The 15,183-nt window shown below is 67.5% G+C and carries 15 protein-coding genes; 7 read left to right on the forward strand and 8 right to left on the reverse strand.

Features of this window, described 5'->3' with window-relative positions; all coding sequences use genetic code 11:
- The first annotated feature begins 26 nt into the window (after positions 1-26).
- Together ACFQ24_RS17830 and ACFQ24_RS17835 are read left to right on the forward strand one after the other, a co-directional pair.
- Positions 27-1,205: an RsmB/NOP family class I SAM-dependent RNA methyltransferase gene (locus ACFQ24_RS17830; RefSeq protein WP_380913671.1), complete on the forward strand. Its 1,179-nt coding sequence runs from the start codon at positions 27-29 to the stop codon at positions 1,203-1,205.
- A 72-nt stretch (positions 1,206-1,277) separates the two neighbouring features.
- Positions 1,278-1,796 (forward strand): tetratricopeptide repeat protein, encoded by a 519-nt coding sequence (locus tag ACFQ24_RS17835; RefSeq protein ID WP_380913673.1) that lies wholly within the window; start codon positions 1,278-1,280, stop codon positions 1,794-1,796.
- A 57-nt stretch (positions 1,797-1,853) separates the two neighbouring features.
- Here the strand turns inward: ACFQ24_RS17835 and ACFQ24_RS17840 are convergent, their stop codons facing one another.
- The 5 genes from ACFQ24_RS17840 to ACFQ24_RS17860 all read right to left on the reverse strand — a co-directional run bounded on the left by ACFQ24_RS17840 (position 1,854) and on the right by ACFQ24_RS17860 (position 8,210).
- Positions 1,854-2,402, reverse strand: coding sequence for a pseudouridine synthase (locus ACFQ24_RS17840; protein ID WP_380913675.1), 549 nt, complete (start codon positions 2,400-2,402; stop codon positions 1,854-1,856).
- 152 nt (positions 2,403-2,554) lie between these two features.
- Entirely contained in the window at positions 2,555-3,403 is an 849-nt protein-coding gene (rsmA, locus tag ACFQ24_RS17845) for a 16S rRNA (adenine(1518)-N(6)/adenine(1519)-N(6))-dimethyltransferase RsmA (RefSeq protein ID WP_380913677.1), read from the reverse strand.
- A complete protein-coding gene (pdxA, locus tag ACFQ24_RS17850) occupies positions 3,396-4,418 on the reverse strand; it encodes a 4-hydroxythreonine-4-phosphate dehydrogenase PdxA (protein WP_380913679.1) in 1,023 nt (340 codons plus the stop codon). Before pdxA ends, rsmA begins: the two co-directional genes overlap by 8 nt.
- On the reverse strand, positions 4,396-5,814 hold the full coding sequence (locus tag ACFQ24_RS17855; RefSeq protein WP_380913681.1) for a peptidylprolyl isomerase: 1,419 nt from the start codon (positions 5,812-5,814) through the stop codon (positions 4,396-4,398). Before ACFQ24_RS17855 ends, pdxA begins: the two co-directional genes overlap by 23 nt.
- 86 nt (positions 5,815-5,900) lie before the next feature.
- Positions 5,901-8,210 carry an LPS-assembly protein LptD gene (locus ACFQ24_RS17860; protein ID WP_380913683.1) on the reverse strand — a complete coding sequence of 770 codons (2,310 nt, stop codon included), beginning with the start codon at positions 8,208-8,210 and terminating at the stop codon, positions 5,901-5,903.
- 164 nt (positions 8,211-8,374) lie between these two features.
- On the opposite strand from ACFQ24_RS17860, the gene ACFQ24_RS17865 reads away from it, so the two are divergent.
- The 3 genes from ACFQ24_RS17865 to ndk all read left to right on the forward strand — a co-directional run bounded on the left by ACFQ24_RS17865 (position 8,375) and on the right by ndk (position 10,960).
- A complete protein-coding gene (locus tag ACFQ24_RS17865; RefSeq protein WP_380913685.1) occupies positions 8,375-9,820 on the forward strand; it encodes a leucyl aminopeptidase in 1,446 nt (481 codons plus the stop codon).
- Complete coding sequence (locus ACFQ24_RS17870; protein ID WP_380913687.1) at positions 9,820-10,257, forward strand: DNA polymerase III subunit chi; 438 nt, start codon at positions 9,820-9,822, stop codon at positions 10,255-10,257. Before ACFQ24_RS17865 ends, ACFQ24_RS17870 begins: the two co-directional genes overlap by 1 nt.
- A gap of 280 nt (positions 10,258-10,537) precedes the next feature.
- On the forward strand, positions 10,538-10,960 hold the full coding sequence (gene ndk, locus ACFQ24_RS17875) for a nucleoside-diphosphate kinase (protein WP_380913689.1): 423 nt from the start codon (positions 10,538-10,540) through the stop codon (positions 10,958-10,960).
- A 66-nt stretch (positions 10,961-11,026) separates the two neighbouring features.
- On the opposite strand, the gene ACFQ24_RS17880 is transcribed toward ndk, so the two are convergent.
- The 3 genes from ACFQ24_RS17880 to ACFQ24_RS17890 form a co-directional block, all read right to left on the reverse strand.
- Positions 11,027-11,878, reverse strand: coding sequence for a sulfite exporter TauE/SafE family protein (locus tag ACFQ24_RS17880; protein WP_380913691.1), 852 nt, complete (start codon positions 11,876-11,878; stop codon positions 11,027-11,029).
- 67 nt (positions 11,879-11,945) lie between these two features.
- The gene (locus tag ACFQ24_RS17885; RefSeq protein ID WP_380913693.1) at positions 11,946-12,590 is read right to left on the reverse strand and encodes a hypothetical protein; all 645 of its coding nucleotides are present in this window, start codon (positions 12,588-12,590) and stop codon (positions 11,946-11,948) included.
- A 17-nt stretch (positions 12,591-12,607) separates the two neighbouring features.
- Complete coding sequence (locus ACFQ24_RS17890) at positions 12,608-13,282, reverse strand: glutathione S-transferase family protein (RefSeq protein ID WP_380913695.1); 675 nt, start codon at positions 13,280-13,282, stop codon at positions 12,608-12,610.
- 108 nt (positions 13,283-13,390) lie between these two features.
- Between ACFQ24_RS17890 and ACFQ24_RS17895 the strand changes: the two genes are divergently transcribed.
- Both ACFQ24_RS17895 and ACFQ24_RS17900 read left to right on the forward strand, forming a co-directional pair.
- Positions 13,391-14,251: a Rossmann-like and DUF2520 domain-containing protein gene (locus ACFQ24_RS17895; RefSeq protein WP_380913712.1), complete on the forward strand. Its 861-nt coding sequence runs from the start codon at positions 13,391-13,393 to the stop codon at positions 14,249-14,251.
- A gap of 42 nt (positions 14,252-14,293) precedes the next feature.
- Positions 14,294-14,911 carry a hypothetical protein gene (locus ACFQ24_RS17900; protein WP_380913697.1) on the forward strand — a complete coding sequence of 206 codons (618 nt, stop codon included), beginning with the start codon at positions 14,294-14,296 and terminating at the stop codon, positions 14,909-14,911.
- Positions 14,912-15,183 lie beyond the last annotated feature (272 nt).

The raw sequence follows: 15,183 nt of genomic DNA on the forward strand, positions 1-15,183 counted from the left end.
CCTGAAAGGGAGGGGGGAGATACTGATTGACACCTTCCGCCCGCATCCAGGCCGCGATTGATTTGCTGGACGCGATCATTGCCTCGGCGCGCGATGGCGGGCCGGCGGCGGACACGCTGATCGCGCGCTATTTCAAGGAGCGGCGCTATGCCGGGTCGCGCGACCGGCGGGCGGTGCGCAACCATGTCTATGACGCCATCCGCCGCGCGGGCGAGCGGCCGGAAACAGGGCGCGCGGCGATGATCGGACTGGCGGGCGAGCGCACCGAAATCGCCGCCTTGTTCGACGGATCGGCCCATGCGCCGCTGCCGATCGAGCCGGGCGAGGTAGGCGCTGCCGCAGGGGCGGTGCCCGGCTGGATCGCGCCGTTGATAGCGGAGCCGGTCGAGCAAGACGCGCTGCTGGGCCGTGCGCCGGTGGATCTGCGCGTCAATCGATTGAAGGCGGAGGTTGCAGCCGTTCGGCCATTGTTGCCGGAGGCAGAAGCAGTTGACGGCGTGTCCGACGCGCTGCGCCTGCCCGAGGGTTTTCCCGTCGAGCAATCGACGGCGTGGAAGGACGGGCTTGTCGAGGTGCAGGACGCGGGCAGCCAGCTGATCGTGGCGGCATGCGCGGCCCGGCCCGGCATGATGGCCATCGACCTGTGCGCCGGCGCGGGGGGCAAGACACTGGCGCTGGCCGCTGCGATGCAGGGAGGCGGCAGGCTGATTGCCGCCGACACGATCCGGTCGCGGCTCGCCCGGCTGGAACCGCGGGCGCAGCGGGCGGGGGCGACCTTCATCGAGACGCTGCTGCTGGACCAGAATCATGAGGCGCGGGGGCTGGAACGGCTGACCGGACACGCGGACATGGTGCTGGTCGACGCACCCTGTTCGGGCACGGGGACATGGCGGCGCAATCCAGAGGCGCGCTGGCGGCTGACCCCGGCGCGGCTCGACCGTCTGGTGGCGGAGCAGGCGCGGATATTGGATTTCGCAGCGCCGCTGGTGGCGCCGGGCGGCGCGCTGGTCTATGCAACCTGCGCACTGACGGATCGGGAGGGGCGCGATCAGGTGGACGCTTTCATGAGCCGCAACGTGGGTTGGACGGCTGAACCGGCGGACATGCCGGTCGGGCGGGCGCATGGGCCGGGATGGCTGCTGACGCCCGGACATGACGGGACGGACGGTTTCTTCTTCGCGCGGATGCGCCGGAAGCCGTCATAATCGGCCATGGACAAGCGGCTGCAAAATCGCGAGGATCGGGAATCAACGCCTGAAACATGGCCGGAGTTAGTGATGCGTTTTACCCCTGCCTCGATTGCCCTTGCCGCCGTTCTGGCCACCGTGTCCAGCGTCGGCCTCAGCCAGAAGCCCGATAATCAGATCAATCCGCAGTCGATCGAATGGCAGAAGGCGGGCGAGGCGGCGCGTCGGGCCGGCAACCTCAATGGCGCGACCGACGCGCTGGAAAGTGCGCTGGCGGTCGATCCGCGCAATCGCGCCGCCTATGTCGAACTGGCCGAAGTCGCGCGTGCGCAAGGGCTGCAGGGCAAGGCGATCCGCCTCTACAAGGAAGCGCTGCTGCTCGATCCCACCGATGTCGTGGCGCTGGCGGGGCAGGGCGAGGCGATGATGGAGAAGGGGGCGGTTGCGCGGGCGAAGGAGGTGCTGGCGCAGGCGCAGAAGCTATGCAAGGCCGACTGCGTGCCGGTGACGAAGCTGTCCGCCGCAATCCAGAAGGGGCCGCCGGCCGTGGCGATGACCGACAAGTCCGCCGTGCCCGCTCCGAACAAGGCGCAGACTGAGCGGCCGTAAGGGCAGGCTCGAGAAGGGGCTTCGACAGGCTCAGCCCGAACGGACTTCTATTAGGAGTCAGACCTGGATTTCCCGCCACTGGCCCGGCGATAGGCCTTCGAGCGTCCAGTCTCCGATCGACCAGCGCACCAGCCGCAGCGTGGGGTGGCCGACGGCGGCGGTCATGTGGCGCACCTGCCGGTTGCGGCCTTCGCGGATGGTAAGGCGGACCCAGCAGTCGGGCACGGTCTGGCGCACCCGGATCGGCGGGTCGCGGGGCCAGATATCCGGCGGGTCGATCCGCTCCGCCTGCGCCGGCCGGGTCATCCCGTCCTTCAGCAGGACGCCGCTGCGCAGGGAGGTGAGCGCGTCGTCGCTCACTTCCCCCTCCACCTGAACCAGATAGGTTTTGGGCAGCTTGAACTTCGGGTCCGCGATGCGCGCCTGGAGCCGGCCGTCGTCGGTCAGCAGCAGCAGCCCTTCGCTGTCGCGGTCCAGCCGGCCGGCGGGATAGACGCGCGGAATGGCGATGCGATCCGACAGGGTGGCGCGCGTGGTCGGGCTGTTCCGGTCGGTGAACTGGGACAGCATGTCATAGGGTTTGTTGAAGAGGATCAGGCGGGACATGGGCTGCCATCCTGTAGCGGGTCGCTCGGCGGAAAGTCGAGCGGGCAGCGCGCAATGGGTGCAAAGTGAGACAGCGATGTGGACAGGTAAACGGTTTTGGCAATTGCTGAATTGTTGGTCGCAATCGCAGTCATTAGTGACGTTGGCGCACGTCAGGCGCTCAGGATGCGGGCGACGTTGACGAAATCCGCGACGCTCAGCGTTTCCGCGCGACGCTGCGGATCGACGCCGAGTTGGGCCAGCGCGTCCAATGCGCCGGGCAGACCCTTGAGGCTCTGACGCAGCATCTTGCGGCGCTGGCCGAAGGCGGCGGCGGTGACGCGTTCGAGATGCTTGAGGGCGACGCCTTCGGGCGCGGGCTTGGGCGTCAGGTGGACGACCGCCGACATGACCTTGGGCGGCGGGGTGAAGGCGCTGCGATGGACCTTCATCGCAACGCGCGCATCGCTGCGCCACTGGGAGAGGACGGCAAGGCGGCCATAATGGTCCGTTCCGGGCTTCGCGACGATGCGTTCGGCAACCTCCATCTGGAACATAAGCGTCAGGCTGCTCCACCAGGGAAGCGGCGACCAGTCGGCGGAGAGCCAGCCGACCAGCAGGGGCGTGCCGACATTGTAGGGCAGGTTGGCGATGATGTGCGCGCCCTCGCCCGCTTCCGCGCGCGCATCGACCTGCATCGCGTCGCCCGCGATGACGCGAAGCTGTCCGGGAAAGGCCTCCTGCACTTCTGCGAGCGCGGGCAGGCAGCGGTCGTCGCGTTCCACCGCGACCAATCGCGCGCCGGCGCGCAGGATCGCGCGGGTGAGGCCGCCGGGACCGGGACCGACCTCGAAAGCGGGCGCATCTTTTAGCGGACCGGGAATGGCGGCGATACGGTCGAGCAGCTGTTCGTCGAGCAGGAAATTCTGCCCCAGCGCCTTGCTGGCCGCGAGGCCGTGGCGCGCTATGACGTCGCGCAGCGGCGGCAGCGCCGGCCGTTGCGCCGAGGGCGTGTCAGCCATGGGCGAGACGGGCGCGGGCGGATTCAGCCGCCATCTTGAGCGCGGCGATCATCGCGCCGGGATTGGCGACGTCCTTGCCCGCGATGCCGAAGGCAGTGCCATGGTCGGGCGAGGTGCGCACGATCGGCAGGCCAAGCGTCATGTTGACGCCCTCGTCGAAATTCAGCGTCTTGATCGGGATCAGCGCCTGATCGTGATACATGCAGAGCGCCGCGTCGTAATTTTCCCGCGCGCGGGCGTGGAACATGGCGTCGGCGGCGAGCGGGCCGACAATGTCCAGCCCGTCTTCCTGCAAGAGCGCGATCGCAGGGCGGATCACGTCGATCTCTTCCCGGCCCAGCGCGCCATTTTCGCCGGCATGGGGATTGAGCCCGGCGACCACGAGGCGGGGGCGGGCGATGCCGAAGCTGCGTTGCAGCCCCTTGGCCGTAGTGAGCGCGCGCGCCCGGATCAGGTCGATGCTGAGCGCGGCCGACACCTCCGCAAGCGGGATATGGATGGTGATCGGCACGACCCGGAGCGAGGGGCCGGCGAGCATCATCACCGCATTGTGCGGGGCGACGCCGCAGCGTTCCGCGATGAATTCGGTCTGGCCGGGATGGGTGAAGCCGACGCTGTAGAGCTGTTCCTTGCCCACCGGCGCGGTGACGATGCCGGCGGCGGACCCGGAGCGGGCGAGGCCGACCGACACCTCCAGCGCCTCAAGCGCGGTGCGCGCGCCGTCGATGGTAGGACTGCCGGGGGTGATAGGTCCGGCGTCGGCGACCTGAAGGCAGGGCAAGGCGGAAGCGAAGACGCCCGCTGCCTCTTCCGGTGCGGCGATCGGCTGGATCGGGCCGAGCCAGACCGCGCGCAGCGAAGCAGGATCGCCCACCGCGAAGAAGGGCGGCAGCCCGCGCGCTTCGCGCATTACCCAGCTTTTGGCGACGATTTCCGAACCTATGCCCGCCGGATCGCCAAGCGAAACGGCGAAGGGCACGGGCAGGGGCGCGTCAGTTATATTCAATGACGGCATCGCGGCGAAGATCGCGCAGGTAGATGCGCGCCCGCTTGTTGACTCGTTCTTCCTCCAGCTGCGCCTGGATCTGTTCGGCGTTGGGCGCACCCGCCGACTGCGGATCGTCGCGGCCGCACACCACGAGCACGCGCACGCCATCGGTAATCGAGCCGAAGGGAGGCGTCGTCTCGCCGACCTGAAGGTTGATGAGGATGTCCTGAAGCTGCGGCGGCAGGTCGCGCACCTTCACATTGTCATTGTCGACCACGTCGGCGCCGACGCGCGCGCCGATTTCGTTCGCCTGGCCGCAGCCCTTGATCTCCTTGACCGCGGCGGCGAAGCTGGCGGCCTTGGCGCTCGCCTGTTCCTTGGTCGTGCCCTGCGGGAAGAGGACCGACAGCTGCTTGAGGCTGAGCAGCGAATCACGCGGATCGGCGGTCAGCACCTTGCGCTTGTCGATGACGTAAAGGATCGAAACGCCCCCGACCGTTTCGATGGGACCGGCGATCTGGCCGACCTGCATCTCGGTCGCGGCCTGCGCCAGTTCGGCGGGAAGCTGGGCCGGGCGAATCCAGCCGAGGTCGCCGCCGACCGCCGCCGTGGACGCTTCGGAAAACTGCCGGGCATAGGCCTGGAAGCTGCCGCCCTTGCGAATCTGCTCGATGATGTTGCGTGCGTTGGCGATGATCTGCTCGCGGTTTTCGGGCGTCGCCGACAGGTAGATTTCGCCAAGGCGGAATTCATCGCTGCCCTTGGCGGCGTTCAGGCGATCGACCACCGCCTTCACTTCTTCTTCCGACACATTGACGAAAGGCTGGATGTTGCGCCGCTGGAGGCGGCTCCACGCCAGTTCGCCCTCGATCTGGCGCTTGATGCTGGCGGCGCTGCTGCCCTGGCTGCGAAGATATTCGTCGAACTGCGCGGGCGAACGCCGGAAATTGCCCGCGACCCGCTCATAGCTCTGGTTCACCTCTTCGGGGGAAATCTTGATGTCGTTGGCGGCGGCTTCCTGAATCTCCAGCGTTTCGTCGATCAGGTTGCGCAGCACCTGCACGCGCAGCCGCTCCCTTTCCTCCTCCGACACCTTGCCCCCGTTCGCGGTGATGATGAGGGCGAGCCGCTGGTCGACGTCGGTCCCGGTGATGATGCGGCCGTTGACGATGGCCGTCGCCTTGCGCACGTTGGGATCGCTCTTGCCGAAGACGGTCAGATCCTTGGGCAGGTTGAGGCCCTGAGACTGAACGTCCATGGCATCCTCATCGACCGTCTGCGCGCCGAGCGGCTGAACGACGGTGGCGGCCAGCGCGGTGGAGAGGCACAGGCCCGACAGGCAGGGGCGGATGCCCCGCAACAGGCGAGCGGGCAGCGATACGCGGGTCTGGGAAACGCGGGTGGGGGAAACCACAGGCAACATCGTCGGCAACAATCTCCACTACGGTACGGAGCGTGATGCTCCGTCGCGCCTTAACCGGCCCTGACAGGATCGCGGGAGCCTGTTCCTTATATGCCAATATTGCGGAAAGCTAGACGAAGCTGGAAGCCGTTGCCCTTTCGCGCGTCGCCATTGGCCTGGTAGTCGCGCCGCCAGGTGAAACCCAGCGTCAGGCAGTCATCCTCATAGGCGATGCCGAGGCGGTGGCGAACCGGCTGGTAGCCGTCCGACATGCTGGTCGGATCCTCGCGCGCGTCGGTGAGGTTGATGACCGTCGAGCCGAAGACGGACCAGAAGCGCGCGAACTGCACCCGGCCGCCGAGCCGCAGCTCTTCCCGGTCCTGCAAATCCTCCACCCCCGCGACGGCGTTGCGGTTGAGGCGCAGATAGCTCGCCATCGCATAGGTCGACTTGCTGCCGATGGTCGCGTCGATCTCGTTGCGGCGGACGGCCAGGCTGTCCTTGTCGAGGCGATAGCGGTGGGTGAGCGACACGAAATCCTTGTAACGGATGGTGGTGCGGCCGACGATGTCGGACAGGCGGCCCGACAGGCCGGTGCCGTCGGGCAGGATGCTGGGCCGGCGGTCGAGCCGATAGCTTTGGCCGATATTCGCCTGGATCGAGATGTTCGGGATTTCCAGGCCATATTCAAGGCCATAGGTGACGCGAGAGCTGTCTTCGAACCGATCGTAGCCGGCGAAGCGGTTCAGCGCGAAGAGGTTGCTGTCTTCCAGGTCGACGGCGCGGGCGTCCTCGTTGGGCAGCGACAGGTTGGCGAGATGCGGCGCGGCGACGAGCTGGATGCGCGGTGCGATGCGCTGCACGCCGCCCAGCGCCTCGCCCATGAAAGGCCAGCGCATATCGATCGCCGCCGCCGCGATGCCGCGCGCCTGCCAGCCGGCATCGCCCGCATAGCGCGGGATCGGGTTCAGCAGCCGGTCGTTGCTGTGATAGACGTCGCCGCGCAGATAGCCGGTGAAGGTCACTTCCTGGCCGAGGCCGGTCAGCGTCCGCAGGTTCCATTCCGCGCCGGCGAAGGCGCGCTGCGTATCCTGCCCGTTCGTGCGGGTGATGGCGAGGCTGTTCGCCTGAAGCTGGAGCACGCCGCCCAGCAACGGATCTTTGACGCGATACCGATAGTCGAGCACGGGAAGGGCGATCGGCTGCTGCCCCTGCGAATCGCCCTGGCGCAGCGTCTGCACCGCCCAGCCGCGCAGCGAGAAATAGCTGTTGTCGCCGATCCGCTGCGCGCCGATGGTCGAGCGCAGCCGGTCGTCGCGGCTGACGTCGTAGCGGCGCAGGAAGGTACGGTCGGTGGTCACGCGGACCGAGCCGTCGACGCTCCATTCCGGGGTCAGTTGCATGGCGCCGCTGGCGTCGAGATAGCCGCGCAGGTCCTTCTGCGAGTTGACGGGCAGCGTGGTGTCGATCTCGCCCGTGCCGACGCGCCGGCCGTAGGTGACATAGCCCGTCACCTGATAAGCGCCGCGATCCCACAGGTGCCGGTAGTTTGTTTCCAGCATGGGGAGAACGTTGGAATAGATGTGCGGCGTGACCGTCAGGTCGCGGTTCGGCGCGAGCTTGAAATAATAGGGCAGCGCGACTTCGAACCCGTTGTTGCGGTCGTAGCGCAGGTTGGGGACCAGGAGGCCGCTGCCGCCATCGTCGCCGACCGGGTGGGACAGGCCGGGCAGCGGAATGAGCGGCAGACCGAACAGTTCGACATTGGCGTTGGTGTAGGTCACCCGCTCGCGCGTGGGATCGTACACGACCTTGACGGCGTTGATCTGCCAGGTGGGTTCCTTGGGACAGCCGTCGCCATCCTCCACCGAACAGCCGGTATAGGCGGCACGGTGCAGCGTGTAGACGCCGTTCGTCCGCTCGCCCTTCACCGCCGCCAGCCGGCCGCCGGTCTGCAGCACCAGCAGCATATTGTCGACCGCCCCGTCCTTCAGCGTATCGGTGACGTCGAAGCGGTCGCCATAGGCGGTGTTGCCTTCGGGATCGGTGACGGAGACATTGCCCTGCGCCTCCACCTTGCCGCTGGTGCGGTTCCACACCACCCGGTCGGCGCGCAGGCGATTGCCATCGCGCACCAGCTGCACATGGCCGCTGGCGGTCACGACCTCGCTATTGCTGTCATATTCCAGGGTATCGGCGGCAAAGCCGATCTGATCGTCGCTCGCCGGAACGGGCGCGTCGGGCGCGCTGACGGGGGCCTGCGGCTCGTTGAAGCGAGGTTCGGGCGCATCCTGCGCGAGCGCATGCGGGATCGCGAGCAGTGCGACGCCACCCAGCAGCGCCGCGCGGGCGGATGAGCCAAGGCATCGGGGAAAGGGGACGTGGGACAAGCGGTTGGGCCTTATCGACGGGCGCATCTGGCCTTCCCGCCTATCGCAGAGCCGGCCCGTCCGCAATCGCTGCCGCACCGGCACGGTCAGCAAAATCGGTCGAACGGCTTTGCCTCCCTGCGAAAGCGCACTATCTGGCAGACAGCAAGGCGGTTCCCGCCGCTGGCCCGACAAGAGGAAAAAGAGCCCCGATGGATATTCAGTTCAGCCCGACCCGCCCCGACGCAGACACGCTGGTCCTTGCCGTGCAGAAGGGGGGTTTTGATGCGCTGCCGCTGAGCGCGGCGGCGACGCTGGCGGCGGGCGCGGCCGCTTCGCGCTTCACGGGCGAGGCGGGGACGAGCTTCGAGAGCTTCGTCGCGGAAGGCGAACAGACGCTGCGCGTGCTGTTGCTCGGCACCGGCGGCGGCGGCGCGCAGGACGCGGAGAAGGCCGGCGCGGCGCTGACGGCGAAGCTGGCGACCAGCGGGGCGGCCCATGCGGCGGTCGAGTTCGTCGGCGGCGCGAGCGCGGAGGTTGCGGCGGCGCTGGCGTTCGGCGCGCGGCTGCGCGGCTGGCGCATCGACACCTATCGCACGCGCCAGAGCGAGAAGGCGAAGCCCACGCTCAAGACGCTGACGATCGTGACGGAGGGCGCCGACAGCGCATGGCAGGCGCAGGCGGCGATCGCGGACGGCGTCGCCTTCACCCGCGAACTGGTGTCGGAGCCGGCGAACATCCTCTATCCCGAAAGCTTCGTCGAGCGGTGCCGGCATCTCGCCGACCTGGGCGTCAAGATCACCGTGCTGGACAAGGCGGCGATGGAGGAGCTGGGCATGGGATCGCTGCTGGGCGTGGCGCAGGGGTCACCTCGCGAGGCACGGCTGCTGGCGATGGAATGGGACGGCACCAACGGCGCGGCGGAAAAGCCGGTGGTGTTCGTGGGCAAGGGCGTGACCTTCGACACCGGCGGCATCTCCATCAAGCCGGCGGCGGGCATGGAGGACATGAAGTGGGACATGGGCGGCGCGGGCGCGGTCGCGGGCGCGATGAAGGCGCTGGCCGGGCGCAAGGCCAAGGCTCGGGTCGTGGGCATTTGCGGCCTCGTTGAAAATATGCCGGACGGCAATGCGCAGCGCCCGGGCGACATCGTCACCTCCATGTCGGGGCAGACGATCGAGGTGCTGAACACCGACGCGGAAGGGCGGCTGGTGCTGTGCGACGCGCTGACCTGGGCGCAGCGGACCTACAACCCGGAGGTGATCGTCGATCTCGCCACGCTGACGGGCGCGATGATCGTGTCGCTGGGCAATGAATATGCGGGCATCTTCTCCAATGACGATGGCCTTGCGGCCGACCTGATCGCGGCGGGGCAGGCGGTAGGCGATCCGCTGTGGCGCTTTCCGCTGTCGGCCGCCTATGACAAGCTGATCGACAGCCCCATCGCAGACATGAAGAATATCGGGCCGCGCTATGCCGGGTCGATCACGGCGGCGCAGTTCCTGAAGCGCTTCATCGAGGATGGCGTCAAATGGGCGCATCTCGACATCGCCGGCATGGTGTGGGCGGACAAGCCGGGCGGCACCTGGGACAAGGGCGCGACCGGTTACGGCGTGCGCCTGATCGACCGGTTCGTGGCGGATCATTACGAACGCTGATGCAGGTCGATTTCTACCAGTTGAGCCGCGATCCGGTGGAACAGGTGCTGCCCGCCATTGCGGGCCGCATCCTGGGGCTGGGCGCGCGGCTGCTGGTGGTGGCGGGGGAGCCCGATCGGTTGGCGCGCATTTCCGAAGGACTGTGGGCCGGGCCGCCGGAGAGCTTCCTGGCGCATGGCCGCGCGGGCGAGGGTGGCGAGAGCAACCAGCCGATCCTCCTGAGCGAAAGCTGCGACGCGGCGAACGGCGCGCGGCATGTGGCGCTGGCGGACGGGGTATGGCGTGACGAGGCACTGGGCTTCGAGCGCGCCTTCTACTTCTTCGACGCCGACACGATCGACGGCGCGCGGACGAACTGGCGCACGCTGAGCAAGGCGGAAGGGGTGGAGCCGAGGTTCTGGCGACAGGAGGGACGGAAGTGGGTGCAGGGGCCTTAGGGTTGGTTAACTAACCATCGACGTTGGCAAGGGCTGTCCTAACCTCATTCGTCATGCTGAACTTGTTTCAACATCCATTTCTCCCAATGAGCCAAAGCGTGATCCGGAGAAATAGACTCTGAAACAAGTTCAGGGTGACGATCATGGCGATGGCGGGAAGCCACCCGTTCCAGCCATTATGCAGCCCCGCGCAGCCGCACTCTCGGCACCCCCCTTGCGGCCTGGCCGTCCCGCGTCTAAAGGGCGCGCAACTTTCCAACAGTCCGGAGTATTGAGGGCCATGGCCGTCACGCGCACCTTTTCGATCATCAAGCCCGACGCCACCCGTCGCAACCTGACCGGCGCGGTCACCAAGATGCTGGAGGAAGCGGGCCTGCGCGTCGTCGCGTCCAAGCGCATCCGCATGAGCCGCGAACAGGCCGAAGGCTTCTACGCCGTGCACAAGGAACGCCCCTTCTTCGCCGACCTCGTCGCCTTCATGATCTCCGGCCCGGTCGTCGTGCAGGTGCTGGAAGGCGAGGACGCCGTGAAGCGCAACCGCGACATCATGGGTGCGACCAACCCCGCCAACGCCGACGCCGGCACGATCCGCAAGGAGCTGGCGGAATCGATCGAGGCCAATTCGGTCCATGGTTCGGACAGCGAGGAAAATGCCGCGACCGAGATCGCCTATTTCTTCAAGCCCGAAGAAATCGTCGGCTAAACAGCCGCCATCGAAGGCAAGTTGAAAAGGCCCGGCGCTCCGATGGAGCGGCCGGGCCTTTTGCCGTCAGCTATGGGTGGAGCGCGGCGCGGCGGCGTGGATGGCGGGGGCGTCCGGCGTGGCGCGCGCCTTCACGAACAATTGCCAGGACGAGACGGCGAGCACCACAGCCAGCAGGGGCTGGAGCACGCGGTCGGGCGCGTGGGAAGACAGATAGCTGCCGACGATCACGCCGGGGATCGATCCGATCAGCAGGTTGGTGAGCAACGTCCCATTGACGTCGCCCATCAGCCAGTGGCCGGTCCCGGCGATCAGCGCCAGCGGCACGGCATGGGCGATGTCCGACCCCACGATCCGCGACACCGGGAGCCGGGGATAGAGGACCAGCAGCACGGTGACGCCGATCGCGCCTGCGCCCACGGAGGAGACGGTCACCGCCGCGCCGATCAGCGCGCCCAGTATTACGGTGCTGGCGACGATTGCGCCCCGCGACCTGGGTGTTTCAAGTACGTCGCGGTGGCGGAACAGCCATTTGCGGCCGATCACCCCGACCGCCGTCAGCGCCAGCAGGCTGGCGAGCGACAGGAGGATGATCCTTTCGGTGGACTGGCCGACTTCGCCCACATGGCGCAGCAGGATGAGGGCGATGATGGCGGCGGGCACGCTGCCCATCGCCATGCGCCGCACGATGCGCCAGTCCACCGTCTCGCGCGAGCCATGGACGGCCGATCCCGCGATCTTCGTAATGGCGGCGAAGAGCAGGTCGGTGCCGACCGCCGTCTTGGCGGAAAAACCGAAGAAGAGGACGAGCAGCGGCGTCATCAGCGATCCGCCGCCCACGCCCGTCAGCCCGACGAGCGTCCCCACAAGCAGGCCGGCGACGGCGTGAAAGAGGTCGATCGATCCGAGCGCGTTCATGATCCTTCCTTCGGGCATGGCCGCAGCCGAAACAAAACGCTTTTAGGTTTCAGGCGAAGAAGCAGGGCTAGGGCCGTTTTGCTACGAGCCGCGCCCAACGGCCATCGATGGCCGATTGGGCGGTACTACGACTGAGCGTTTCCACCCGCGAGAGGCCGCGCAGCGACAGGCTGTGCCCGGCGATCCAGCCGCCCGCTATGCCATAGCCGATGTCGTACAGCGCGACGCTTTCATGCATCTCGCCGCCGGCGGTGAAGCGGGTGGTGATGGCGACCGGCAGCTTGTCGTCGCCGACGCTCTCGTCGGGCAGTTTCGCGCGATCGCGCGCCTTTTTGAGCGCGCCGTCGAACCAGTCGGCCTCGATCCGTGCGTCGCCGCTCGTATCCACAGGTGCCAGGCCAAGCGGCGTGGGGAAGAGGATGGTCTGGCTCTGGATGATCTGCGCCGAGTCTCCAGGCGCAATGGCGATGCGGTCGTCCTTCACCGAAGTGGCGCGCAGGACGAGGGACGCGGCGCGGGCGGACGCCTTGCTGCTTTCCGCCGCCTTTTCCGTGCGCTCCTCGCGCCTGTCGGCCCAGTTGAGGTAGAGGGTGAGAGCCGAGATCAGCACCGCCAGCACCGCCACGCCTTCGCCAAGGCTGATCCAGCGGCGGCGGATGGCGGCGGCCTCCGCCGCTTGGCTTTCCTTCGACTGGGGGGCTGGATCGTTCACGTCAGACGGTCTTCCTGTCACGCAGTCTGGGGCGGCATCTCGAACCGGTCGATCACCCAATCCTCCGCCTGCGCGCCGCCGATCCATTCCTGCATCCAGGGATGGGCGATGATCGCGCGCATATAGGCTTCGGCAAAGCGCGCGACGGGCAGCTGATAGCTGATGAGGCGGGTGACGACCGGCGCGAACATCACGTCGGCCGCGCCGAACTGGCCGAACAGAAATTCGCCGTCGCCGCCATGGCGGGCCCGCGCCTGCGCCCAGAGCTGCATCAGGCGCGCCAGATCCTGGGCGACCGCTTGCGACGGCGGCACCGCGTCGAAGATGCGGCGGATGTTCATGCTGTGCTCGCGGCGGAGTGCGGCGAAGCTCGAATGCATCTCCGCCGCCATCGACCGGGCCATGGCGCGCGCCGCAGGATCGGTCGGCCAGAACCGATCGCCGCCGGTCTTCTCATTCAGATATTCGACGATGGCCAGGCTGTCCCACACGACGATGTCGTCGCCGTCCCACAGGATCGGCACCTTGCCCGAGGAAGGCGCGAATTCGTCGCCCTCGCGCCGTTTCTCCCACGCCTCGTCATAGAGGGGAACGACCACCTCCTCGAACGGGAGGCCCGAGAGCTTGCAGGCGAGCCAGCCGCGCAGCGACCAGCTGGAATAGGCCTTGTTGCCGATAAAGAGCTTCATCATGGGGCCGCAGCTTAGACGGGGCACGCGGCACAAGTCGAGAGCGAAGGCACAATTGCGGCGCGGCTGGCCGGAAAGGGGCGGGCGCGCTAGACCGGGCGGGTGAGCAGCATGGTGAAAGACCGGCGCGTGGGCGTCATCGGATCGGGGCGGGTGGCGCAGGCGATGGCGCTGGGCCTTGCGCAGGCTTCGGCAGGGCCGCCGATGCTGTGGGGGCGGGATGCGGCGCGGGTGGAAGCGGCGGCGGTGCGCGTGGCAGGCATCGAGATCGCGTCGGGCATGGATGCGCTGGCGCGGCAATGCGGGATGATCGTGCTGGCGGCGTCGGACGATGCGGTGGGGGCAGTGGCGGAGGCGCTGGCCGCCCATGTGCGGCCGGGCTGTTTCGTCTTTCATGTCAGCGGGCGAAGCGGGGCGGCGATCCTGTCGCCGCTGGCGGGGCATGGCGCGCTGACGGCGGCGATCCACCCGGCGATGACCTTCACCGGCGATCCGGCGGCGGAAGTCGCCCGCATGGCCGGCGCGCGATTTGCGGTGACCGCAGCGGAGGACGATGCAATGGCTATGGCGCTGGCGGTGGTGGCGGCGCTGGGCGGCGTGGCGGTGCCCGTGGCCGAGGCGCAGCGCAGTCTTTACCATGCGGCGCTGTGCCATGCGGCCAACCATCTGGTCACTCTGATCGCCGGGGCGGGCGAAGCGCTGGCGCGGGCGGGCGTGGCGGAGCCGGGGTTGCTGATGGCTCCGCTGGTGCGCGCTTCGCTGGACAACAGCCTGCAACGGGGGCTTGCCGGCCTGTCGGGGCCGTTGCTGCGCGGCGACGTGGCTACCATCGCCGATCATCTGGCGGCGATGGGGCGCGATTGCCCCGACCTGCTGCCGCCCTATCGGGCGATGGCGCTGGCGACGCTTGGGGAATTGGGGCGCACGGGTGCCCCTGTGTCTCCGGAGATGCGTGCGCTGCTGGAGGAGTGAAGAGGCTAGGGAGCCGCCGGAGATGTGGATCGTTGTTGCGGCATGAAGATATCCATCGCCCTTTGCGCCGTGGCCGGCGCGCTTTCGCTTTGCGCCTGTTCGCAGCAGGATCGGTCCCCGCAGTCCAACGTGGCGCAGCCTGTCGCGACTGGCAATGCCGTGGAGAACAAGGCGTTGCCCGAGCCGGATAATGTCGCCGCGCCCAATGCGGCGCAGCCCTCCCCCGCGTCGCAGATGTTAGGGCTGGAGGGACTGGGCACGTTGCGCATCGGCGCGCCAGTGCCGAAGGACAGCGGCTGGGCCGAGCGCGGCGCGCAGACGGGTGACACCTGCCGAACCGTCAGCTCGCCCGCCTATCCCGGCGTCTATGCGATCGTCGGGGGCGGCAAGGTGCGCCGCATCACCGTGGGCACGCGGTCGGACGTGAAGCTGGTCGAAGGGATCGGCGTGGGATCGAGCGAGGCGGATGTGGTCGGCGCTTTTCCCGGTTTCCGGTCCGAGCCGCATAAGTATGAGGAAGCACCGGCCAAATATCTGACCGCGCCCAATGCAGCGCGCGGCGACGCGGCGCTGCGCTTCGAGATCGGCCGGGACGGCAAGGTCGCGATGATGCATGTCGGCACGATGCCGGTGCTGGCCTATGTGGAGGGATGTAGCTGAGCAGCGCTGGCTGGCCGGAAGACCGGATTTTGGAGGCCGAGCCGGAATCGAATTACTAAAATAAGATGATGGAAAATATGACAAATTTAATTGTCTGACAAATGAATCCATCAATCGGTCCATCATCGCTGGAATCAAAATGGGTTCGATTGAGGATCGGCGTGCAATAGGCCCCCCGTTCGGGGGGTGAACGGCGTGTAAAAAGGACCCCTTTCATCCCGGAGTTTTATGAGGCCGCGTGGTTTGACCAAGTGGCGAGAACGGGATGTTGA

The organism is Sphingobium olei, assembly GCF_042678845.1.
GTDB lineage: Bacteria > Pseudomonadota > Alphaproteobacteria > Sphingomonadales > Sphingomonadaceae > Sphingobium > Sphingobium olei.

Coding starts and splice junctions, on each gene's coding strand:
- ACFQ24_RS17835 (WP_380913673.1), top strand. CDS start 1,278: ATGCGTTTTACCCCTGCCTCGATTGCCCTTGCCGCCGTTCTGGCCACC.
- ACFQ24_RS17890 (WP_380913695.1), bottom strand. CDS start 13,282: ATGATGAAGCTCTTTATCGGCAACAAGGCCTATTCCAGCTGGTCGCTG.
- pdxA (WP_380913679.1), bottom strand. CDS start 4,418: ATGCCGTCATTGAATATAACTGACGCGCCCCTGCCCGTGCCCTTCGCC.
- ACFQ24_RS17865 (WP_380913685.1), top strand. CDS start 8,375: ATGGATATTCAGTTCAGCCCGACCCGCCCCGACGCAGACACGCTGGTC.
- ACFQ24_RS17855 (WP_380913681.1), bottom strand. CDS start 5,814: ATGTTGCCTGTGGTTTCCCCCACCCGCGTTTCCCAGACCCGCGTATCG.
- rsmA (WP_380913677.1), bottom strand. CDS start 3,403: ATGGCTGACACGCCCTCGGCGCAACGGCCGGCGCTGCCGCCGCTGCGC.
- ACFQ24_RS17895 (WP_380913712.1), top strand. CDS start 13,391: ATGGTGAAAGACCGGCGCGTGGGCGTCATCGGATCGGGGCGGGTGGCG.
- ACFQ24_RS17880 (WP_380913691.1), bottom strand. CDS start 11,878: ATGAACGCGCTCGGATCGATCGACCTCTTTCACGCCGTCGCCGGCCTG.
- ndk (WP_380913689.1), top strand. CDS start 10,538: ATGGCCGTCACGCGCACCTTTTCGATCATCAAGCCCGACGCCACCCGT.
- ACFQ24_RS17900 (WP_380913697.1), top strand. CDS start 14,294: ATGAAGATATCCATCGCCCTTTGCGCCGTGGCCGGCGCGCTTTCGCTT.
- ACFQ24_RS17870 (WP_380913687.1), top strand. CDS start 9,820: ATGCAGGTCGATTTCTACCAGTTGAGCCGCGATCCGGTGGAACAGGTG.
- ACFQ24_RS17840 (WP_380913675.1), bottom strand. CDS start 2,402: ATGTCCCGCCTGATCCTCTTCAACAAACCCTATGACATGCTGTCCCAG.
- ACFQ24_RS17860 (WP_380913683.1), bottom strand. CDS start 8,210: ATGCGCCCGTCGATAAGGCCCAACCGCTTGTCCCACGTCCCCTTTCCC.